Annotated in this window: 20 protein-coding genes and 1 pseudogene; 11 read left to right on the top strand and 10 right to left on the bottom strand. The window is 45.3% G+C overall.

What is annotated here, in order from left to right:
* Nucleotides 1-14: 14 nt before the first annotated feature.
* Nucleotides 15-1,514 carry an alkaline phosphatase gene (locus SPICA_RS03650; protein WP_013968188.1) on the bottom strand — a complete coding sequence of 500 codons (1,500 nt, stop codon included), beginning with the start codon at nucleotides 1,512-1,514 and terminating at the stop codon, nucleotides 15-17.
* 189 nt (nucleotides 1,515-1,703) lie between these two features.
* On the opposite strand from SPICA_RS03650, the gene pepF reads away from it, so the two are divergent.
* Both pepF and SPICA_RS03640 read left to right on the top strand, forming a co-directional pair.
* Nucleotides 1,704-3,503 (top strand): oligoendopeptidase F, encoded by a 1,800-nt coding sequence (pepF, locus tag SPICA_RS03645; RefSeq protein WP_013968187.1) that lies wholly within the window; start codon nucleotides 1,704-1,706, stop codon nucleotides 3,501-3,503.
* On the top strand, nucleotides 3,500-4,132 hold the full coding sequence (locus SPICA_RS03640; protein ID WP_013968186.1) for a flavodoxin family protein: 633 nt from the start codon (nucleotides 3,500-3,502) through the stop codon (nucleotides 4,130-4,132). The genes pepF and SPICA_RS03640 overlap by 4 nt, the downstream gene beginning before the upstream one ends.
* Before the next feature lie 4 nt (nucleotides 4,133-4,136).
* Here the strand turns inward: SPICA_RS03640 and SPICA_RS03635 are convergent, their stop codons facing one another.
* Nucleotides 4,137-4,529: a secondary thiamine-phosphate synthase enzyme YjbQ gene (locus SPICA_RS03635; protein ID WP_013968185.1), complete on the bottom strand. Its 393-nt coding sequence runs from the start codon at nucleotides 4,527-4,529 to the stop codon at nucleotides 4,137-4,139.
* Between the two features lie 292 nt (nucleotides 4,530-4,821).
* On the opposite strand from SPICA_RS03635, the gene SPICA_RS03630 reads away from it, so the two are divergent.
* From SPICA_RS03630 to SPICA_RS15230, 3 genes and pseudogenes are all read left to right on the top strand, one after another.
* Complete coding sequence (locus SPICA_RS03630) at nucleotides 4,822-5,337, top strand: IS3 family transposase (RefSeq protein WP_083819853.1); 516 nt, start codon at nucleotides 4,822-4,824, stop codon at nucleotides 5,335-5,337.
* Between the two features lie 192 nt (nucleotides 5,338-5,529).
* Complete coding sequence (locus SPICA_RS03625; protein WP_013968183.1) at nucleotides 5,530-6,447, top strand: ArsR/SmtB family transcription factor; 918 nt, start codon at nucleotides 5,530-5,532, stop codon at nucleotides 6,445-6,447.
* 125 nt (nucleotides 6,448-6,572) lie between these two features.
* Nucleotides 6,573-8,035: pseudogene (locus tag SPICA_RS15230) on the top strand (IS5 family transposase).
* A 144-nt stretch (nucleotides 8,036-8,179) separates the two neighbouring features.
* On the opposite strand, the gene arfA reads toward SPICA_RS15230, so the two are convergent.
* The 6 genes from arfA to SPICA_RS03585 form a co-directional block, all read right to left on the bottom strand.
* Nucleotides 8,180-9,673: an arabinosylfuranosidase ArfA gene (arfA, locus tag SPICA_RS03610; RefSeq protein ID WP_013968182.1), complete on the bottom strand. Its 1,494-nt coding sequence runs from the start codon at nucleotides 9,671-9,673 to the stop codon at nucleotides 8,180-8,182.
* A 4-nt stretch (nucleotides 9,674-9,677) separates the two neighbouring features.
* On the bottom strand, nucleotides 9,678-10,523 hold the full coding sequence (locus tag SPICA_RS03605) for a carbohydrate ABC transporter permease (RefSeq protein WP_013968181.1): 846 nt from the start codon (nucleotides 10,521-10,523) through the stop codon (nucleotides 9,678-9,680).
* Nucleotide 10,524: 1 nt separating this feature from the next.
* Nucleotides 10,525-11,436, bottom strand: coding sequence for a carbohydrate ABC transporter permease (locus SPICA_RS03600; RefSeq protein WP_013968180.1), 912 nt, complete (start codon nucleotides 11,434-11,436; stop codon nucleotides 10,525-10,527).
* A 110-nt stretch (nucleotides 11,437-11,546) separates the two neighbouring features.
* The gene (locus SPICA_RS03595; protein ID WP_013968179.1) at nucleotides 11,547-12,830 is read right to left on the bottom strand and encodes an ABC transporter substrate-binding protein; all 1,284 of its coding nucleotides are present in this window, start codon (nucleotides 12,828-12,830) and stop codon (nucleotides 11,547-11,549) included.
* Between the two features lie 235 nt (nucleotides 12,831-13,065).
* Nucleotides 13,066-13,461, bottom strand: a complete 396-nt coding sequence (locus SPICA_RS03590; RefSeq protein WP_013968178.1) for a type II toxin-antitoxin system VapC family toxin — start codon at nucleotides 13,459-13,461, stop codon at nucleotides 13,066-13,068.
* Nucleotides 13,448-13,705 (bottom strand): type II toxin-antitoxin system VapB family antitoxin, encoded by a 258-nt coding sequence (locus tag SPICA_RS03585; protein WP_013968177.1) that lies wholly within the window; start codon nucleotides 13,703-13,705, stop codon nucleotides 13,448-13,450. Before SPICA_RS03585 ends, SPICA_RS03590 begins: the two co-directional genes overlap by 14 nt.
* Before the next feature lie 133 nt (nucleotides 13,706-13,838).
* On the opposite strand from SPICA_RS03585, the gene SPICA_RS03580 reads away from it, so the two are divergent.
* On the top strand, nucleotides 13,839-15,038 hold the full coding sequence (locus tag SPICA_RS03580) for an acetate/propionate family kinase (protein WP_013968176.1): 1,200 nt from the start codon (nucleotides 13,839-13,841) through the stop codon (nucleotides 15,036-15,038).
* Here the strand turns inward: SPICA_RS03580 and SPICA_RS03575 are convergent.
* On the bottom strand, nucleotides 15,021-16,523 hold the full coding sequence (locus SPICA_RS03575) for a sigma-54-dependent Fis family transcriptional regulator (protein ID WP_013968175.1): 1,503 nt from the start codon (nucleotides 16,521-16,523) through the stop codon (nucleotides 15,021-15,023). The two genes, SPICA_RS03580 and SPICA_RS03575, sit on opposite strands and share 18 nt — an antisense overlap.
* Before the next feature lie 211 nt (nucleotides 16,524-16,734).
* On the opposite strand from SPICA_RS03575, the gene SPICA_RS03570 reads away from it, so the two are divergent.
* Nucleotides 16,735-17,382, top strand: coding sequence for a peroxiredoxin (locus SPICA_RS03570; RefSeq protein ID WP_013968174.1), 648 nt, complete (start codon nucleotides 16,735-16,737; stop codon nucleotides 17,380-17,382).
* Nucleotides 17,383-17,501: 119 nt separating this feature from the next.
* Here the strand turns inward: SPICA_RS03570 and SPICA_RS03565 are convergent, their stop codons facing one another.
* On the bottom strand, nucleotides 17,502-18,914 hold the full coding sequence (locus SPICA_RS03565) for a sigma-54 interaction domain-containing protein (RefSeq protein WP_013968173.1): 1,413 nt from the start codon (nucleotides 18,912-18,914) through the stop codon (nucleotides 17,502-17,504).
* A 184-nt stretch (nucleotides 18,915-19,098) separates the two neighbouring features.
* Between SPICA_RS03565 and SPICA_RS03560 the strand changes: the two genes are divergently transcribed.
* The 4 genes from SPICA_RS03560 (at nucleotide 19,099) to SPICA_RS03545 (ending at nucleotide 22,741) form a co-directional block, all read left to right on the top strand.
* Nucleotides 19,099-20,415, top strand: coding sequence for a nucleotide-binding protein (locus tag SPICA_RS03560; protein ID WP_013968172.1), 1,317 nt, complete (start codon nucleotides 19,099-19,101; stop codon nucleotides 20,413-20,415).
* The gene (locus SPICA_RS03555) at nucleotides 20,412-21,311 is read left to right on the top strand and encodes an ATP-binding protein (protein ID WP_013968171.1); all 900 of its coding nucleotides are present in this window, start codon (nucleotides 20,412-20,414) and stop codon (nucleotides 21,309-21,311) included. The genes SPICA_RS03560 and SPICA_RS03555 overlap by 4 nt, the downstream gene beginning before the upstream one ends.
* A gap of 2 nt (nucleotides 21,312-21,313) precedes the next feature.
* The gene (locus SPICA_RS03550; protein WP_013968170.1) at nucleotides 21,314-21,655 is read left to right on the top strand and encodes a NifB/NifX family molybdenum-iron cluster-binding protein; all 342 of its coding nucleotides are present in this window, start codon (nucleotides 21,314-21,316) and stop codon (nucleotides 21,653-21,655) included.
* Nucleotides 21,656-21,778: 123 nt separating this feature from the next.
* Nucleotides 21,779-22,741 carry an SLAC1 anion channel family protein gene (locus SPICA_RS03545; protein ID WP_013968169.1) on the top strand — a complete coding sequence of 321 codons (963 nt, stop codon included), beginning with the start codon at nucleotides 21,779-21,781 and terminating at the stop codon, nucleotides 22,739-22,741.
* Nucleotides 22,742-22,767: the final 26 nt, after the last annotated feature.

Genomic DNA, 22,767 nt, shown 5'->3' with positions numbered 1-22,767 from the left:
AGTCAGCCCTCTACTCACTGAACTCTCTCGGTCACTCCCATAGCCATGGCGAGCTTCTTAAAGAGGTCCGTATTATCGTAGTAGGAAGAGAACACATCCTGATATATTCCCTTCGCAAATACGGGCACCGGAACTCCGGTATGGGAATAGCTGGTCCAGCCGATACCAGCCATCTGGTTTAGAATCTGGGTCAGCTTAACTGTTAAGGGTTCGTAGCCACCGTACAGAAGATATTCTTCTTCCTTTATAGAGCGTTCCACTTCATTCCCCATGGTTCGCTTAAAGGCCCGTTCTACCTGTTCCTTCTGGAGCTGATTAAGGCTCGCCAGTTCAATACCAAAGGCGTCTTTAATAGCAGGAGCAAGATCCTCAAGTTTGGCCTTCTCCTTGGGCGTTGCTTTCTTGTAAGGCGTTAGGACCTTATCGTTAAAAGCTACATAGGACATCTTCTGGGGTGCAATTTTATCAAAGAAGGTTTCATACTGGGTACCGGCAAAACCAATGGCCATACCGCCCGTTTCATGGTCACCGGTAACCAGAATGAGAGTCTCTTCTGGGTGCTTTTCCGCAAAGGCAACCGCTTCTGCCACCGCCCTATCGAAGGCAAGGGTATCCTTTATCGCAGAGGCTGCATCGTTGGCATGGCAGGCCCAGTCAATCTTGCCACCCTCCACAAAAAGGAAGAAGCCCTCAGGTCCATCCTGCAGAAGCTCTATTCCCTTACGAACAAAGTCGACCAGTGCAAGTTCACCCGCTTCCCGATCGATGTCATATTTCATAGCGGAAGAATCCTGCAGGTTGGGGTTGATGGCAATAACCTTTCCTGCACCAGCTTTGAGTCCCTGAATTGCTGCGACCGAATCGGCAACCGTATAGCCCTTTGCCTTTGCCAGATCGTACACACTGGGTTTATCCTTGTTTTTGCCGGTGGGCTGTAGAAAACTGCCGCCGCCAAAATAATCAAAGCCGCTTTCGGTAAGCTGCACTGCTATATCATAGTAGTTGTTCCGGGACGGTACCTTAGCATACATGGATGCAGGGGTCGCATGGTCGATAGATACGGATGAAACAACCCCGACCTTTTTTCCACGTTCCTTAGCATACTCAGCTATGGTTTTATAGGTCTTGGTTTTAGACACATCCATATTGATGACCCCATTGAGGGTCTTGTTGCCTGAAGCAAAGGCAGTGCCCGCAGAGGCTGAATCGGTGATGAGCGAACCCGCATCATAGGTAGTGCAGAGCCCTGTTACGGGGAACTGGGAGAACCCAAGCCGCTTAACATTCACATCCTTGGATGCAAGGGCATTGGCATACGCCTCGGTGGCACTAATCTGAGGCATCGCAAGACCATCACCCACAAAGAAGAATACATACTTAACCGCTTTCTGTTTCTGTGCTACCGTACTGCTTGTAGCAGCTGCATCCTTTGCACCGCCCGCATACAGGTTTCCTGCAACCAACAGCACGAACAGGCTCCCCAACAGAGCGGGGACGAAGGCTCTACGTTTCATATCTTCCTCCAATTCTATAAGATGAAGGGGACTGTACAGCGTTTCTGTTAATAGAATGATAAAGGAATATTAAATATTGATAAAAATACCCGTTGGACAGATCCGCAGAACTTGGCTGATCTTATTGACAACTCAGTCAGTCTGGACTTTATAGGCCAATTTCGCTATACATTACCCTAGGAGCAGCACATGGACACAAGCACCATCCCGCCCCGTTCGGCGGTCCCCGTAGAATACACCTGGGACCTTTCCAAACTCTATCCTTCCGATTCAGCCTGGAACGACGGACTGGCGGTCTATGAAAAGATGATAGAAAAAATCGAATCCTACCGGGGTACCCTGGGCCGTTCCGCCGACACCCTGGCAGACTGGCTCGACTTTTATAAAGAAATGGGCATGCTGGAAGAACGGCTTGCCTATTACTGCGAACTCAGGCAGACCGAGGATGAAGGAGCCAGCGAAGCCCGCACCATGACCGGCCGCTTTGCCATGGCCCAGGCCCGCGCCCAGGCCGCCGCATCCTGGGCAGTACCGGAAATACAGGCCATTCCCGACTCATCAATCCAATCCTTCTTAAAAAATGAACGGCTGGCGGAATACCGCATTTACCTGCAGAAACTCCTCCGCTGGAAACCCTACATTTTAAGCGACAAGGAAGAACGCCTCTTAGCCCTCCATGCGGAGGGTGAATCGGTCCCCCGGGATGCCTTTTCGGTGCTTACCAACGTGGATATCGATTTCGGCACCATCGACACACCGGAGGGAAAACGGCCCCTTTCCCAATCGACCTGGTCCTCATTTATGGAAAAAAGCGACCGAGACCTGCGCCAGCGGGCTTATAAGGCCTTTTACAAACAATTCGATGCCCATAAGACCACCCTGGCAGCCCTCTACGGCGGTTCGGTAAAACAGGATGTAATTAAAGCCCGGATCAGGGGCTTTTCATCAGCCCGGGCCATGGCCCTCTTCCCCGACAATGTGGATGAATCGGTCTACGACAACCTGATCGCTACCATCAATGCCAACCTGCCTACCCTGCACCGCTACTATGAACTGCGAAAAAAGGCTCTGGGACTCCCGGAACTGCGGCACTACGATGTCTATGTTCCCATCGTACAAAGCGCTAAAAAGCACACCACCTGGAACGAAGCGGTGGACATGATTTCCCAGGCCCTCTCGCCCCTGGGAGACGAGTATGTACAGACCCTGCGCTCAGGGCTCCTCGGCCGCTGGGCAGACCGCTATGAAAACAAGGGCAAACGTTCCGGCGCCTTTTCCGCCGGCAGTTATACGGGGGACCCCTATATCTTGATGAACTACAAGGAAGATGTGATCCGGGACGTCTTTACCTTGGCCCATGAAGGGGGGCACTCCATGCACTCCTGGTACTCCGCCCGGAACAACCCCTTTATGCACTACGGCTACACCATCTTCGAAGCCGAGGTAGCCAGCACCTTTAACGAGGAACTCCTCTTCCGCCACCTCATGAAAACCGCCGACAGCCGGGAACTCAAGGCATACCTGGTGAACAAACGGGTCGATGATATCCTGGCAACCCTGTTCCGGCAGACCATGTTCGCCGAGTTTGAGCACCGGGTCCATGCTCTGGAAGAAGGGGGCACTCCCCTTACGGTTGATGTACTCCGCTCGGAATACCGCACCCTCCTCACCAAATATTTCGGCCCCGCCATGGTGTTTGAAGATGAAAGTGACCTGGAAGGCCTCAGGATTCCCCACTTCTATGGAGCCTTTTATGTGTACAAGTACGCTACCGGCATCTCCGCATCTCTCGCGCTGGCAGAACGGGTCCTGTCTGGGGGCAAGCAGGAACGGGAAGATTACTTTACCTTCCTGAAATCTGGCGGTTCCCGTTTCCCCATCGAATCCCTCAAAATGGCCGGGGTGGATATGTCCCGCCCCGAACCCATCCAGGCGGCCTGTGATACCTTTGCCCGGCTCGTGAAGGAACTGGAGGGACTTCTCAAATGAAGGTCATCGCGATTAACGGCAGTCCCCGAAAAGAAGGAAACACCTACCAGGCCCTCAAAACCGTAGAGGCGGAGCTGGAAAAGGAAGGTATCGAGGTCAGCATAGTTCAGGTAGGGGACAAAGCCATCCGGGGCTGCCTCGCCTGCGGCACCTGCGGTAAACTGAAAAACGAGCGCTGCATCATCGACGATGAAGTGAATGATATTATTCAGTTGATGAAAGCCGCCGACGGCATCATCCTCGGCTCTCCGGTTCATTTTTCCGGCATCGCCGGTACGATGAAGAGCTTCCTCGACCGGGCCTTTTATGTGGCTTCGGCCAATGGCGGGCTCTTCCGGCACAAGGCCGGCGCCGCCCTGGTAGCAGTCCGTCGTTCCGGGGGCACCGCCGCATTCCAGCAGCTTAACGCGTACCTGCTCTATGCGGAACTGCTTATCCCCACAGGGAACTATTGGAACGTTATCCACGGGGCGGCGCCGGCCGAGGCCCTCCAGGACGCTGAGGGCCTCCAGACCCTGCGTACCCTGGGCAGAAACATGGCCTGGCTTCTTAAGATGAAGCAACAGAGCAGTCCCGCCATCGCCGAACCGGAGGCGGAAGCAAAAATCCGCACCAACTTTATCAGGTAGCTGTTCAGGCGGCCAGCACCTGCACATAAACCTGGCGCTGGCGGGGGCCGTCGAACTCGCAGAAGTAGATCCCCTGCCAGGTGCCCAGCTTAAGCCGCCCCGCCTCAACCATTACCGTTACCGAGGACCCCATAGCCGAAGCCTTAAGGTGGGCGTGGGAATTCCCCTCGCCGTGCCGGTAGGCGGGGCTCTTCGGGAACGCCCGGTCCAGTCCTAAGAGGAGATCATGGACCACATCGGGGTCGGCGTTTTCGTTTATGGTCACCCCCGCCGTGGTATGGGGCACAAAGACCACGGTTACACCCTGTTCTACCCCGCTCTCCTCCACCGCACGGGCTACCATATCAGTAATGTTGATAAGCTGGGCTTCTCGATCTGTTCGTATGGTAAATTGCATTGGTTTCCTCCATCATTTTAACCTTGAGATACTAGCTACTAATCTAATAAGCCATTATTAAATTACTAAAGTGAAAATATATTCAATAAATTTTAAAATCTTAATAATTAACAAAATTCCATCCTGATTTGTTAATATACTGATAAGGTTACATTTTCTCTAAACTATAGAAATAATAAACTATATAGAACTCTACAAACAATCATACAGTATATAAGCTCTGTAAGGAAGAAACAGCTTCTTGAAGGAGCTGAACTGCTCTTTGAAAAGACAGGGAAGGATACCAAGCAGCATGAACTGGAGCAGAAGCAGGATGAGCTGTATAAGCAAATTGGCAGGCTCCAAACTGTGGGTGCCTAACCAGGTTTGGGCAACGGATAGTACCTACCTTAAGCATGGTAAGGGTTTTGTCTATCTCGTGGTCATACTTGACCTGTATTCTCGTAAGATATTGTCCTGGAAAGTATCAAATACGATGGATACGGAGTTTTGTGTAACAGCCCTTGAAGCAGCAATTTCCCAATGGGGAACCCCTGCCATCTTCAATACTGATCAGGGTAGTCAGTTTACCAGCGATGCATGTATTTCAGTCCTTGAATCCTACGGCATTCGTATCAGCATGGATAACAAAAACAGAGCCTTGGACAATATCTACATGGAACGGGTCTGGCGTACTATCAAGTACGAAGACATATATATCAAAGACTATCAGACTATGACAGAACTGAAGGAGGGCTTAGAAACCTATGTAACCTTTTACAACAGTAAACGGTATCATCAATCGTTGGACTATGCTACCCCAGATTAAATCTATCATCAGGCATTTAACCATACGCAACCAATAAAGGAGGCTTTATCTGCCTAGCCCCCCCTTACTCCTATCCACCTTATTTTTTAAACCAAAGGTCTTGACAGCTGGGCTCACCGTACAGATCTATATTAAAACTCATATACTTTAGTTATTTACAAAAATATATAGATTTTGCTATAATAATTAGATATGAAAGAAATAAACTCAACAGAAGATATTATTAACCTGTGTAAAGCACTTATTTCACCAGTACGCATACAGATATTAAAATTAATAGCTGAAAAGAAAAGAATTAATCTTAATGAGATAGCATCTCAGATCGGCCTTTCCAATGGTGCGATAACTCAACATATGAAACCACTTTTTGATGCAGATCTAATTGAATTTATTTACACTTCAGGAAAACGTGGTTCTCAAAAAATATGTATATTAAAAGAGCATAAGTTTTTAATAGATATTTTAACAAACATAGATAAAAGTTGTATGTATGAAATAGAAATACCAATAGGTAATTTTACTCGTTATAAAGTCTATCCAACCTGTGGGATTGCTACCATAAATGAACTTATTGGTGAAGTCGATGAGCCTAGATATTTCGATGCACCAGAAATAAAAAATGCTGGAATTCTTTGGTTCACTAAAGGATTCATAGAATATAGAATTCCAAACTATTTAAAAAACAACCAGATGATTCAAGAATTACAAATATCGTTTGAAATTAGTTCTGAAGCACCAGGAGTCTGTCCAAACTGGCCAAGCGATATTCATTTTGCAATTAATAATATCGAGCTTGGTTATTGGACAAGTCCCGGAGATTTTGGAGGGGATGTACATGGTATTTTTACACCTGATTGGTGGGACCCTAATTGGAATTCCTATGGCTTGCTAAAATTACTGTCTATAAATAAGCAAGGGACATTTATTGATGGAGGGAAAATATCCGATGTGAATATTGATATGTTAACAATTGATTCATTTAGCCCAATTGTCTTTCGCATTTCAGTTCCAGACGATGCTAAAAATATAGGTGGGCTAACTTTATTTGGCAAAGGATTTGGGAATTATAATCAAGACATAAAGGTACGTACTATATTTTGTGAATTATAATTAGGGCTTCCTGAAAAACAAACAACTCTTTACAAAAGAAGCAAATACAGAGATAATCTCAATAAGAAGTGCACGGAAGAAAGGGGTAAGGCCTTAAAAAGCGTGCACTTTACTATGGGGTAACGATGTATAAGGAAAAGGAACAGGTACCTGAGTTTGAAGACTTTTATGTACCCTTCGGAGGACATTTACGAGAAGATAATCGATGGGTACGATTAGCCGCAATTATTCCATGGGAAGAGATAGAAGCTGAATATAAAAAATGTTTTTCAAAACGAATTGGAAGAACAGCCAAGACCGTACGGCTCGCCTTGGGATCATTATTGATAAAAGAGAAATTACAATTAACAGATGAAGAAACGGTAGAAACAATACGAGAGAACCATTACCTGCAATATTTTTTAGGATATGAATCTTACAAAGATGAAAAACCCTTTGATCCAAGCATGATGGTTCATTTTCGAAAACGGCTTGGACCTGATGCAATAGCACAGATAAATGAGTTGATAGCGAAACGGTATCAAGAACAGGTAGAAGCAGAATCTGAAAAAAAACAGAACAAAGAAAACCAAAAGGATGACCATGATCATGGAAATCGAGGGCAACTCATTATAGATGCCACGTGCGTCCCCCAGGATATCCGGCATCCCCATGATGTCACTTTATTGGATGAAGCGCGAAGGAAAACAGAAAAGATAATTGATACGTTATATGAAGCGAGTGAGCTCACCATAAAACCACGAACCTATAGAAAACAGGCCCGTATCAAATATCTCAATTTTATACGAGGGCGACGAAGAACAAAAAAGAAATACGCAGAGCGATTCGGACCCAACTCCAATACATACGACGTAATTTACGGACTATCAATGAATTACAAAACAAGGTTCCCAGTACAACGTTGAGTGCAAAACAGCGACGTGATCTTATCGTGATACATGAGGTTTACCGGCAACAGGTACAGATGTATAAGGGAAAGACCCATTCGATATCGGGAAAAATCGTCAGTATCAGTCAACCCCATGTACGACCAATAGCCCGAGGTAAAGCAAAAGCGGCCTTTGAATTCGGAGCAAAACTATCAGCATCGATGACCGAACACGGGATGATTTTTATAGATCGATTACAATGGGAACCCTATAACGAACAAGAAGATTTGCCAACACAAATAGAAAAATATAAGAGGCGATGTGGTCGATATCCGGAATCGGTGCATGCCGATAAAATATATCGGACACGAGCAAACCGAGCCTATTGTGAAGCTCGAGGAATACGATTGTCTGGACCACCCTTAGGCAGACCGATTAAAGAAACATTAGAGAATAAAAAGATAGTACGACAGCTACGAAAGATTCAAAGACTTGACGAAGCCATTCGACAAGCGATTGAAGGTGGCTTTGGATATATGAAACGAAAGTTTGGTCTTGGTACAATCTATGAAAAATTACGCGAAACTAGTGAAACAGCAATTATGGTATGTGTATTGCTGACCAACTGTGAAAAAATCCTGAGGGATCTTTTTATGCGCTTTTTATTTTTACTTGGTTTTAAACCTCATAAATCATATTTGAAAGTTTTAGTATACTAAATTAAACCCATTTTAACGTAAAAAAGTTTTGAAATATCATTTTTAGACATTTTCAGTAGGCCCTAATTAGATTATTGTAAAGCAATATATAAATCTGGGGATCTCTAAAAACTGAAGTATTTAAAAATCCCCTTTAATAATATATTATTGTTTACTTTTTTTAAAACGAATAACATTCCAGGATAGCGGTTCAATATCAAGCTTAAAAGTATCAAAAGCACCATCAATGTTTTGTTTTAATATAGGCTTTATCTGATCTGGGTTTTCAAATGTATTTCTTACATTTAAATCTTTTCCTTTTAAAACACTCCAAAATATCATTTCCATTTTTCCAAACGAACGCAGATTGAGTTCAATTGTATGAACTGGAGATTTACCAATATTTAAACAAAACAGTGATATATTACCCTCAATATTTTCAACAGCTGAAACATAAACAACAGGTGCATCACCATAGCAAGTTTCTATCGAAGGAGTTACTACAACTGGTTGCAAGACTCGACCACGTCCGTACATTGAGATATCACGAAAAGGATAAAAAATCGTTTGCCTTATAGCAGGACCACCATTCTTTGTAAAGATTGGTGCAATCACATTAACCAATTGTGCAAGACAAGCGATCTTAACTTTATCTGCATTATTAACAAGAGTCATACCCATTCCGGCAAAAACCAAAGCATCTAATAAAGAGTATTGATCTTCAAGAATAGGTGGAGCTGTTACCCAATCATAGCGAGTTTGTTGTTGTTGATACCAAACATTCCATTCATCAAATGATAGATAAACAGATTTTGTACTTCTTTTTAGACTTTTTACGTACTCAACAGTAGAATACACGCTCTTAATAAAATTATTCATATCAACAAAAGATGCAAGAAAATTTATATCATTACCTAAATTTTCATAATAACGGTGTAACGATAGATAATCTATATGTTCATAAGTATGTTCAAGCACCACTCTGTCCCATTCTGGAAAAGTAGACAAAAGATTTGTTGCACTACCACAAACTACAAGTTCAATTTTATCATCAATCCATTTCATAATTTTAGCTGTTTCTCGAGCCTTTTTCCCATAATCAACAGCATCGAGATGACAGATTTGCCATGGCCCATCCATTTCATTGCCGATACACCATGTTTTAATACCATATGGTTCACTATGACCATTTTTCTTTCTTAGATCACTCCAGTAGGTTCCTCCAGGAAAGTTACAGTATTCCAACATTTCACCAGCAGCCTTAGGTGTGCCTGTGCCCATGTTAACTGCAGCCATAACTTCTACATTAGTTTTTTTTGCCCAGTCATAAAATTCATCAATCCCGACTTGATTTGGTTCTATTGATCGCCATGCAAGATCAAGACGAACGGGTCTATTTTCACGAGGACCGATTCCATCGGTCCAATTATATCCTGAAAGGAAATTACCGCCGGGATAACGAACCATTTTAACTCCAAGTTCACGAACCAGACTTATTACATCTTTTCGAAAACCTTGTTCATCAGCTTCTTGATGTTCAGGTTCATAGATCCCATAATACACAGCACGACCAAGATGCTCTATAAACGAACTAAATAAACGGTCGTCCACATTTGCTATAACAAAGTCTTTTTCTAAAGTTATTTTAGTTTTATTCATCTAATTATCCTTTTATACTTCCAATAGTTAAGCCGTTAATAAAAGCCCTCTGGTTTAATAAGAAAATTGTTATAACAGGAACAACTGAGAGAACTGAACCAGCTAAAAGTACATCATAGTTATTCCCATATGGTGTAAGAAGCGACATAAGCCCAATTGGTATCGTAAGGTGTTCATTGGACCGTAATGAAATAAGAGGCCACACAAAAGCATTCCAACTTCCCATAGCTTGAAGAATTCCTATTGCACCAAAAGCAGGAATAATTACTGGTATTATAATTTGGAAAAATATTCTAAATTCTGAACAACCATCAATCCGCCCAGCATCAACAAGATCTTTTGGAATTCCTAATATATATTGTCGGAAAAAAAAGACTGCAAAAGGTGAAACGACAAAAGGTAAAACAACACCAGCATATGTATCTATTATATGTAATGAAATGACAAGTTTAAAAAGAGGCAATATTAAAATTTCAATAGGGATCATCATAACAACAAGAACAATAGTAAAAATAAATGTTCTTCCTTTAAAATCATACATTGCAAGACCATAACCAACCATTGAACATAGTATCAGCGAACCAGCAGTTTGCAACACAGTAATAAAAACACTGTTCTTAAACCATAAGAAATATAAACCTTCAGAATATTCTAATAAGGCTCTAAAATTATTTAGTGTCATACTCTTAATATCAAAATCAACTGTTAAACCATTTTGAACCATCAAGTTACCAGGCCTAAGTGATGATAGAAGCATAAAAACAAAAGGTGCAAGTGTAAAAAAAGCAATTAATATTAAAAAAATATACATAACATATGATACAAAACTGATTTTTCTACCTTTTTGCATATTAAGCTCCCTTCTTTTTAAATGTACCAGTAAAAATTAATTGTATAATATTTACCGTCATAATAATTACAAACAAAGCAACACCAATTGCAGATCCCATTCCAAGGTTTGCATAATTAAAACCTTCAAGATATATATATGAAACAAGAGTAAGTCCAATATCACCTGGTGAGGCCGCTGTGCCAAACATAGTATATGTTTCGGCGAACATTGCAAAACCACCATATATGCTTATTGTGACAACATAAACAATAGTTGGCTTGAGATTAGGAATTGTAATAAAAAAGAGCTTTTGAAGCTTACTTGCTCCATCTATATCCGCTGATTCGTATTGTTCAGGCGGGATTGCACTAAGTCCAGATAGAAAATAAATAACATTTACACCGAGCCATCGCCAAGTACAAAAAAGTACAAGTATAAGCATAGTCGACCATCGTTTAAACAACCAGTCATGTGGCTTAGCACCAATGTTAATAAGGATACTATTAACTAGAGCGGTATGTTGTGCACTAAACGCAAAACGAAAGAAAATACCTGCTACAACGACAGATGTTAACGCTGGTAAAAAATAAGCAGACTTAAAAAAAGTTCTACCCTTTGTTGGCTTATTAGTAATTAAAATAGCAAGTATTAGCGGTAAAGGAATTAAAATAATAATAGTCAAAATTGTATATATAGTACTATTTTCTATTGCACGAAGAAATTGTTCATTTGCTAAGTTCTTATAATTTTGTAAACCTATAAATGTAACATCTTCAGGTCCAAGTATTTCTTGAGTACTCATAATAACTGTTGAAATTAACGGATATAAAAAAAATATTAAGAAACTAATTATAAAAGGTGCAACAAAGAAATAAGGAGCGTATTTTGTTGTAATTATCTGATTTACAGATTTTTTTACCGTAACAATCATATAAAATCTTCCTAAAGATTTATGTTAACCTCAATACTATTTTATGAACATAAAACCATTCTAAATAACAGGATGCTGTTATATATCGTACAGCACCCTGTTAAAGAGCATTATTTACTGTTAAGTATTTTGTTTGCTTCAGAAAGAGCTTGTTGTGGAGTCATACTTTTTTCACCAAGCACTTTAAACATCACATTCTTTTGAACTAGTGTTACAGCTTGAGGAAATTTTGAACTTACATTGATTCCTTTTATTTCATCTTTAATAGATAAAAGCATATCAAATATACTGGATCCAAAATAATCAGTATATTGATTCTTTGCTTTCATAGCAGGATCTGACCAAGCATCCCACCGAATAGGGTCAAAACCTAGAATTGTCCATGTTTTTATACTTCCCTCTTTTGACGCCTTCGCGTATACAAGAAAACGACATGCAAGATCTTGATATTTTGACTGCTTAGTTATTGCTGTACCGGTTCCACCCATACCAGCGGAACGGGCACCCCCTTTTGTCCATACAGGCAAAGGCCGAACAGCGATTTTACCAGAAAGTTTTGGCATGTATGAAGTAAAACGACCCATATACCATAGTGGCATCCAAACGGAGGCTGCACCTGAATTATTCATGAATGACCAATACTCTTCACTGTGATGATAACCTCCTGGTGCAATAATCGCGACCCCTTCATCAACAAGTTTCTTTAAAAACTCTAGAGTTTTCACATTAATTGGATTATCTAGCTGGCCATTACCATTTTTATCGAGGAAATCAGAACCTTGTTGAACAATAAGTGGATAAAAGGACCAATGCTCAGTCGATTCAACTGTACACATTGGTTTTCCAGTCCTCGATAAAACTTGCTTACCAGCTGAATAAAAATCGTCCCATGTTACAATTTTATTGATATCAACACCTGCTTGATTAAGGATTTCAATATTATAGTAAATAACTGAAGCTCCTACATGGTAATCAATACCATAATAGTTCCCATCTTTTTTATAGCTATCCATTCGTCCAATGATAACTTTATCTAAATCATTTTTTAAATATTTGTTTAGAGGAACAAGTGGCGGGTTTTTACTCTTGATAAAATTAGCAAATTTACTTATTTCTATATCTACTATATCTGGAGCACCAACCCCAGCCTGTAATGAAATTAACAATTTATTATGTAAATCATCATATGGAAGAACATCCATTTTAAGTTCAATCTGCTCATTTGGATGAGTATTATTCCATGATTCAACAGCATCTTTCATAAATGTGGTATGTAATTCCTGAAAAGTCCAAAAGGAAAGTGTAGTTTTCTTTTTACTTTCTGGAGTTGCAAATAATAGGCTAACACCCAAAAATAGGAAACAAAAAGTAATTGATTTTAACCTAAATGTCATATCTACCCCCTTATGTTTTAGTAACTATTAAAATAATATAGTTACTAATCAATTATATTATTATATTATCTTATAAAATTATATTTGTCAAATTTTTTTATATTTTTAATGACCTTTATAGAGCGATAATATATATTTTATTATCTAACTTTAACAAATCACTGTAGTTTTACAGTTTTATATACTAACCAAGATAGTTTGTTGTTGTACCGAAGAATGGAAAGCGTATATCCTTTCATCGCTCCTTCCAGGCAACGATATCGGTTTTAGAAAAATCATCACCCTTGTACAACAAGGGCTGGTTAAGCGTTTTTGCTAGAGCATAGGCCGCGCAATCCCCCAGATTCAGGGCCGCAGGATGCCGGCCCTTCCCGTAGGTACGCCATGCAGCAAGGGCAATTTCTGCCTGACTTGCATCGAGGGGCAGTACCTCAATGCCGGAGTGGGTCATCAAACTATGTAAGCTCTCTCCACCGATGGCACCCTTTCGGGCTTCAATTACGATTGCGACTTCCAAATGGTTCACCGCACTTATGAGGAGCCGTTCACCTGAACAAAGTGCATCGATATAGAGATCTGCATCGGATTCTCCCAGGAGAATTGCCAAGATTGCTGAGCTATCTACTACCATAATGAAAAACACCTATATCATCGTAGCCAAGTATTTTTTCCGGCTGGCGCAGATCCAGATCGGGAGCCAGAGCACAGGTCCGGGCAATTTCCTTGAGTATCACCTTTTTTCGTTCCCCTTCACCAGCGGCTTCGGTTTTTAATCGCTGTAGTGCTTCCAATATCGTTTCAGTCATGGACTTACCCTCCGCAGTGGCTAACTCCCGGGCAAGACGTTCCACCTCTGCGTTTCTGATACTAATCATACTACACCTCTGTATATACAATAGTATTACCATATATACAATTCGTCAATGAGGCATAGTGAGATAGGCGTAGTCAGATAGGCAGTTTTTTGTGTACAGTAGCACAAACCACCCTGCACCCCGGAGGCGTCCTATGGCTCAACCCATTCTGGTTATCAACTGCGGTAGTACAACCATAAAGTTTCAGCTCATCGATACGGAACACCGGTCAGCCCTGGTGAAGGGCTCGGTGGACCGGCTGGGGCGGGCTGACTGCGAAGCTAAGATCACCTACCTGTATCTTAACAAGCCCGGCACAGCCAACGCTCACACCATGAGCCTGGGCCATGCAAACCACCAGGAGGCTCTGGCTTGGATGTTCAATAGTCTGCCACAGGAACTGAAGCCTTCCGCGGTGGGCCACCGGGTCGTTCATGGGGGCAATTTTTTTGATAAGGCGGTCCAGATTGATGAAGGGGTCCTGGCGAATATAGAGGCCTGTTCCTCCCTGGCGCCGCTCCACAACCCGATACAGCTCGAAGGCATCCGCGCAAGCCAGGCTCTGCACCCCGAAATACCCCACTTCGCATCTTTTGACACAGCCTTTCATCAATCTAAACCACTGGTCAATCGCATGGTTCCCCTGCCCGCTCAGGTTATCGAAGCCTACGGTTACCGGAAATTCGGCTTTCACGGCGCAAGCCACCGCTATGTAAGCCGCCGGGCGGCGGCACTTCTCGGCCGGGATATCCGGGACCTCAGGCTCGTAACCTGCCACCTCGGTGGCGGCAGCAGTGTTACCGCGGTCCAGGGCGGCGTGGCGGTAGACACCAGCGCCACCTACGGCACCTTCACCGGGATGCCCATGGGAAGCCGGAGCGGCGATATTGATGCGGGGATCATACTGGACCTGCTCATGGAAAAGGGAAAAACACCCCGAGACGTATACAACCTGCTCTATAAGGAAAGCGGCCTCCTGGGAATCAGCGGGGTGTCCGCCGACATGGCCGAGCTCGAACGACTCGAAGCGGAGGGGCACCAGGGGGCCCGTCTTGCCCGGGACTACTATGTGTACAGCCTGAAAAAGTTTATCGGCGCCTTTGCGGCGGTGATGAACGGCATAGACGGCGTCGTATTCACCGCCGGCATCGGCGAGCATGATGCAAACCTGCGCTACCGGGTATGCAAAGACCTTGCCTGGATGGGTCTCCAGATTGATGAAGTGCTGAACCGCCAGGTACAGGGCGAAGGTTTCATTTCCGCCGCCGGGTCGACCGTAGCGGCCCTGGTCATACCCACCAACGAAGAACTGGCCATCGCCCTGGAAATAGAAGAACTACTTCCTAATTCCTAGCTTTTTCATCCGGCTCTGGAGGGTGCTGGGCTTAAGCCCCAAAAGGGCTGCGGCGCCGTCGGAACCATAGATTTTACCCCCGCAGGCCTTAAGGGCCTGCCGGATATGGTCTGCCATGGCCTCATTCAGGGACCGCTTTCGGCCATCGGAGCCCTCACCATCATGGGAGCCAGCCTCTTCGCATCGGGAAGCAGGCTCCAACGCCTCGGTTCTGAGGCCCGTTATGTGCTCCGGCCGGATGATGCCATCTACCGCGAGGATGCTTGCCCGTTCAATGACATTTTTTAGCTCCCGCACATTCCCCGGCCAGGTATACCGCTGTATTTTATCTAACGCTTCGGGACTGAAGCTTAAGACCTGTCGGTTTGAACGCTCCCGGATTCTCCGCAGGAAATAATCGGCCAGGAGGAGGATATCTGCGGACCGGAGTTGCAGGGGTGGCAGTTCTATAGGGAACACTGCGAGACGGTAATAGAGGTCTTCCCGGAAAGTACCGGCCGCTACCGCTTGTTGTAAATCCACATGGGTCGCTGCAATAATACGGACATCTACCTGGACCGGTTTTTCTCCGCCCACCCGCTCAAAAACCCCCTCCTGCAGGGCCCTCAGTAACTTGGGCTGGAGTTCCAGGGGCAGGTCTCCAATTTCATCGAGAAAAAGGGTACCCCCATGGGCGAGCTCAAAACGGCCCCGTTTAAGCGCCAGGGCGCCGGTAAAGGCACCCTTTTCATGACCAAAGAGTTCACTTTCGGCGAGGCTGGCTGTCAGGGCGGAGCAATTCAGCGGTACAAAGGGACCCCTGGCGCGGGGAGAGAGCCGGTGGATAGCCCGGGCAATTTCTTCCTTTCCGGTACCGGTTTCACCCTGGAGCAGGACCGGCACGGTGGCGCTTGCCACGAGCTTCACTGAATCCAATACCCGCTGCCATTCGGTAGATTCCCCAACCAGGTGGGAAAAGACATCGGACTCAGAGAGCAGGAGCTGGTTCCGTTCCTGTAAAAGCCGGCTGTTCTGTTCTGCCAGGTCGCGGGACATATCCAGCTGGATGAGAGCAATCGACATGAGTTTGGAAAGGGTTTCCACAAAGCGGACAATAGCCGGACTGAAGCGATTACATGACCGGTGATCCAGCGTTAAAAGACCCACCAGTTCGTCTTCGATCATTAAAGGTGAAACGAGACAGGAATGCTGGTCCGGCAGATCCAGAATATCCGCATAGGTATCCACATGGGGCTCATCGGGGCTAAAAAGATGGGCCCGTTTTCGGGTAATGACCGCCGCAAGATCCGGCCGTTCATCAAGGGAGATGGTGTAGTTGTTGAGGGCTCTCGTGGAAAGGGGCCCCAGGGCTTTTATAACCCGAAGGTGCTCCTGGCCGTCATATTTCAGGATAACCGCGAGCTCGTATTCAACCAGTTCCCGTAAGGCCTGCAGGATAATTTCCAGAACCCGGGAACTGTCCATCACCAGAGATTCACCGACCATTCGTTGCCTCCACCGATATTATGGTATTAAAAATACCGATTATTCGGTGTTTCGGCAAGATATATTCATCAATATAAAATATCTATTTATATTATATTGATTTAGATAAAACTGAAAACTTGGCACAGTTATTGCTTATAAATAGACACCATGAAAGCGGCCCTGCTATAAGCGGAGGATCGCAAATATAATTATTCTAAGGAGTCTTATTATGGAAGAAAAAGGATTTTCAATGCCCCTCTTGGGAGATGATTTTCCCGAAATGGAACTGGTAACCACCCACGGCGTACTGCATCTACCCCAGGACCTTAAGGGATCCTGGTTCCTGCTCTTCAGCCATCCTGCGGATTTTACCCCCGTCTGTACCACCGAATTTGTAGCCTTTGAACAGCATGCTAAAGAGTTTGAGGCGCTCGGGGTCAAGCTCATCGGTATGTCTGTAGACCAGGTATTCAGTCACATCAAATGGGCTGAGTGGATTAAGGAAAAGCTCGGGGTCTCCATTTCCTTCCCCATTGCGGCGGCGAATGATGCCATTGCGGAAAAACTGGGGCTCCTCCATCCCGGAAAGGGGACCAATACGGTTCGGGCGGTCTTTATCGTCGACCCCAACGGGAAGGTACGGCTTGTGGTGTACTACCCCCAGGAAATCGGCCGGAATATCGGCGAATTTGTCCGGGCAGCGAAGGCGCTCCAGGTATCGGATAAAAACGGCGTTGCGGTCCCCGCGGACTGGCCGAATAACAGCTTGATTAAAGACCGGGTCATTATTCCTCCTGCCAAGACTATGAAGGATGCGGAGGAGCGGCTCAAGAAATACGAAGGCTATGACTGGTGGTTCTGCCACAAGAGTTTGTAGGAGACCTTTACAGAGCCTGTGCCATTTCACGCTCGTGAGGGCTGAAACGTAAACTGCACAAATAGGGGCTGTCAGGAGGCGAACTAAACACCTTCGGACAGCTCATTTTTTTCTGAATTTTACACACCGGACTCATCCAGCTCTATCCCGTACTGTTTCATTTTTCGGTACAGGGTTGCCCGGTGTATACCAAGCTGGCGGGCTGTGAGGGTGCGGTTGTTGCCGTTTTGGGCCAGGGTTTTCCGTATCAGGTCGGTCTCCGCCTGGGCGGCGGTTTGGTGAAAACGTTCCTCGTGGGGGACCTCAGGGGCTTCATGGTGATGAGGTAGAATAGGAGAAAACCCTGGGGCTCCAGCGGGCTTTGGCAAAAGAGTCAGGGCCCTGGCGGCCTGTACATTCCAGTGTACCAATTCTTCAGGCAGGCAGGAAAGCGTGATGCGCTCTCCTGAACAGAGCACCACCGCCCGTTCAACGACGTTTTCCAGTTCCCGGATGTTACCGGGCCAGGGGTAGGCATAGAACGCCTCGTAGACATCCTCGGTAAAACCCTGTATTTTTTTGCCCATTTTAATACGATATTTTCGTAAGAAATAGTCTGCCAGCCCGGGGATATCCTCCTTGCGCTCCCGCAAGGGCGGGAGGGAAAGGGTAATTACATTAATGCGATAAAAGAGGTCCCGGCGAAACCGGCCCTCCTCTACCATCTGCTTTAAGTTCCGGTTGGTGGCACAGATGATACGGGCCCGGCTCCGTTCCGATGTGGTACTCCCCAGCCGTTCATAGACACCTTCCTGAAGCACCCGGAGGAGCTTAACCTGCATGGCCTGAGAAATTTCTCCGATCTCATCCAGAAACAGGGCGCCCCCATCAGCCATTTTAAAACGACCAATCTTATCCCGGTCAGCCCCGGTAAAGGCGCCTTTTTTATACCCGAAGAGTTCTGACTCTAAAAGCGTATCGGGAAGAGCTCCGCAGTTTACCGCTACAAAGGGCCCCTGTGCCTGGGGACTCATACGGTGGATCGCCCTGGCGGTAACTTCCTTCCCCGTACCGGTTTCTCCTTCAATCAGAATTACCGCGGAACTGTCCGCCACAGTAGGAAGCATTTCCAGGATTGGATGCATCGCAGGACTACGGCTCGTTAGTTCCCCCTTAAGAGGATCGGAAACCAGCTGTTGCTTGAGTTCTTCTAATTCCCGCAGATCCCGAAAGGTTTCGGCACCGCCTATCACATGCCCCGCTTGGTCCTTCAGGAGGGCTGTTGATACACTGATGGGTATCCGCTCTCCCGCGGGGTTAATGCAGAACCCTTCCACATTGATGACCGGTTTGCCGCTCTGCATGGTTTTCCGCAGAGGACAGCGGGATTCACACATGTTGGACTTAAAGACCTCGTAACACAGTTTCCCTATGGCTTCGTTCCGTTTAATCCCGATTATGTTCTCCGCCGCCCGGTTAAAGGAAGTGATATGCCACTCTAGGTCTATGGTAAAAACCCCATCGGAAATACTTTCCAAAATGATATCGGTCATGGCCCGATTCTAGCACCAATTGTAGCAACTATGCAACATATAATGCAACACGTAATGCAACAGTATGTTGCATAACTACGACACAAGCCATCCCCCGGGACAGGCTTATCAATATATAACTATAGAATTTATATAGATTTATAAAATTCATCAATGTTGGCACAGTTTATGCTATATATATAATATGAGGCTGGCAATTACCCCCTGGAATCAACGGGTCGCACCGGTGTTCGATTCCGCTGAGCGGATTCTCATTCTGGATATGGAGCCCTCTACAGGAGCTTTGGATCATCAAAGCGGTGAGCATGACCGATTAGGCCATGAGTTCAATTGGTCCATGAAGCATTCTGCTGAAAAGGCTCGTTTTTTGGCTGACCAGGGGGTAAACGAGTTAATCTGTGGAGCCATATCCCGGGACCTGGAAATGGAAATCCGGAACTTTGGGATAGAGGTGTTCTCCTTTATTGCCGGCCCACTGGAAGTAGTACTGCATGCCTGGGAAACCGGGCAACTTAATAAACCAATCTATGCCATGCCCGGCTGTCTTTCCGGACACCGCCATCGTTGGGGTCGCCGGAAAACCGGGCCGGGGAGCAGGCTATTCGCAAACGGCTTGAGGAATTACAAAAGACTGATGAGTGATATCGTCATTGCAAGCGGAAAGGGTGGCACCGGAAAAACGACCCTGTCGACCAACCTAGCCGCCCTTCTTGCAGAAACAGAACCGGTGGTGCTGGTGGACCTGGATGTGGAAGAGCCCAATTCGGGACTTTTTATCCGGGGAACCGAAGCAAGCCGGGAAATACAATACAAATACATTCCCCAGTGGGACGGCTCTGCCTGTACCCTCTGCGGGCTGTGCCAAAGGGTATGTAATTTTCATGCCATCGTCAAATTGGGTAAAGAAATCATGATCTTTCCCCAGCTTTGCCATGGCTGTTTTGCCTGTTCGGATCTCTGTCCCGCCAGGGCACTGCCCATGGTTCCGGTACGGATGGGAGAAACCCGGCGCTTTGATCTGGACAAACTGGTGTTTATTGAAAGCAGGCTTGATATTGGTGAAGAACAGGCAGTTCCCCTGATTGCCCAAACCAAGCGCTCCGTAAAAGAAACCTTTGGCTCATACCCATATCGAATTTACGATGCTCCCCCGGGAACATCCTGCCCGGTGATTGAGACCGTCCGGTCATCGGACCTGGTTATTTTGGTTACCGAGCCCAATCCCTTCGGGCTGAATGACCTGCAGCTGGCCGTAGAGACCATCCGACAGATGGGTAATCCCTTTGGGGTGGTCATCAATCGCTACGGGGTGGGAAATGATTCGGTGGACCGATACTGCGAAACTGAGGGGATTCCCATTTTGGCCCGCTTACCCAACGACCGAAGGGCGGCTGAACTGTATTCCCGGGGTCAACTGATCTATAGGGAACTTCCCCGATTCCGTTCGGAATTGGAAAAAGTGGCCAATTACATTAAAAACCTGAGCGGGAGTACAACATGAAAGAAATTGTCGTTATATCCGGCAAGGGGGGGACCGGGAAAACTTCCATTACCGCCAGTTTTACCATATTAGGCTCTGCCAACCTGGTGGCGGCGGACTGCGATGTGGACGCGGCGGATATGCATCTTTTACTAAAACCTGACATGGCCATACAGGAGGATTTTTATTCCGGTGAAGTAGCGATGATCGATCCTGATCGCTGTATCGGTTGTGGCCGCTGTGCTCAGGTTTGTCATTTTAGCGCCATAGCTCGCCGGGGGCGAATCTACAAGATCGATAGCCTCGTCTGTGAGGGCTGTGGTTACTGCTCTCGCGTCTGTCCTGCCAAGGCTATTAGTAATCATAAAGAAAAAGCGGGCCAGCTCTTTGTGTCCACCACCAGAGCAGGCTGTACCATGGTGCACGCAAAACTGGGGATCGGTTCTGACAATTCGGGAAAGCTCGTGGCAGAGGTAAAAAAACGGGCAAAGGCTCTTGCGGAAGAACAGGGGAAAGCTCTGGTACTGGTGGACGGTTCTCCGGGTATCGGCTGTCCTGTGGTATCCTCTTTAAGTGGAGCTTCCTTTGTGGTGCTCGTAACCGAACCCACTGTTTCGGGGCTCCACGATTTACAGCGGGTCTATGAACTGGTGAAAAAATTTAAAATCCCTGCCGGCTGTATCATCAATAAATCGGATATAAATCCCGAAATGACCGAAAAGATCGTCGCTTATTTGGATTCCCAGCATATCACATTGCTTGCGGTTCTTCCCTACGACGAAAAGGTAACCCGGGCCATAATCGCAGAAAAGACCATCGTGGAATATGAACAGGAGAGTCCCATTAAGGATCAACTGAAAAACGCCTGGCATCGATTGGGCGAAATGCTGAACAAATCAACTACAGAGGAGAAGTAGCTATGAAGATCGCTTTTACAGCCAAAGGAACTGATTGGGATGCAACTATTGATGCTCGGTTCGGAAGGACCGATTTTATCGTCCTCTACGACGAAGCAAGCGGAACCCTCACCAGTGTGGATAACCGGGATATTGAGGGGGTAGCCCATGGAGCTGGTCCTCAGACCGCTCAAAAGCTATTTGACCTTTCCCCGGACGTGCTGATTACCGGGAACGGCCCCGGCGGAAATGCCGCCGAAGTTCTGCAGCGGGCTAACTTAAAAATTTATGTCGGCGCCGCTAACATGACCGTTAAACAGGCTTACGAGGCTTATAAAAAGGGTAGCTTAAGCCTCCTTGAATAATTCCTGCATGTCACCTTTTAGCGAATCCTTTGTGAAAAGGTTGTACAGTATCCATCATATTGACACAAGTTATGTTATATATGTATATTCATATATACTATTTTACATATCAAGGATGTATCTATGAAGCAATCATCCCGGCTTGAACATTTTTCTATTTCATTTTTCTCGATAGTACTAGGCCTATCAGGACTGGCTTTAGTATTTGTAAAACTTTCTGAACTTTTTCATTCTTTGTATGTGGTAAGCCAGATACTGACCGGTGTAGGACTTGTCATTTTCCTTTTAGTTGCGATGGTATTTGGAATTAGATTATTACGCTATCCCAAAGTAGTGGCAAAAGAATTTTCACACCCAATTAAGATGAATTTCTATCCCCTCATCAGCAAGATATTTTTAATACAATCGGTAATATTTCTTTCATTCCAAAAACAGGTATCATTAACGTTCTGGCTCATTGGGGTGGTCATCCAAACTATATTCATCTTTAGTTTGGTATCTACGTGGATCGGTCCAAAAAATTTTGAAATTCATCATATAAATCCTGCTTGGTTCATGCCCGTTGTAGGATCTATTATGATTCCGATTGCAGGGGTAGAGCATGGCTACCGGGAACTTTCCTGGTTTTTCTTCGCTATCGGATTCATCCTGTGGATAGTACTTTTTACGATTGTCTTGTATCGAGTGATCTTTCATGCACCTTTAGCAGAACGGCTTATACCCACCTTGTTTATTCTCTTTGCCCCGCCTGCGATTGGCTTTATTTCCTATTATAAACTTACCGGATCTTTCGACAGTTTCGCACGGGTTATGTTTTATTTTGCAATCTTTCTGTTTATTCTCGTTTTAATGCAATGGCGTCAATTTATTACCATTAAGTTTTACCTTTCATGGTGGGCATACTCTTTTCCTCTGGCGGCCCTGACGGTTTCTACAATTTTAATGTATCGGGTCTCAAAAATTTATTTTTATAGAAGTTTTGCTTCAGGGCTTGCTGTCGTACTTTCTCTGGTGGTTATGTATCTGGTCTTTAGAACTCTACAGGAGATACGTAATAAAAGCCTCTGCATAGAAGAGAAAGAATAATCGCCTCTAGATGTTCAAGCTGCCCC

Origin of the sequence: Gracilinema caldarium DSM 7334, from assembly GCF_000219725.1 — a bacterium.
Taxonomy (GTDB): Bacteria; Spirochaetota; Spirochaetia; order Treponematales; family Breznakiellaceae; genus Gracilinema; species Gracilinema caldarium.
The sequence above is the reverse complement of the archived record's forward strand: the minus strand, read 5'-3'. Positions and strand labels throughout refer to the sequence as shown.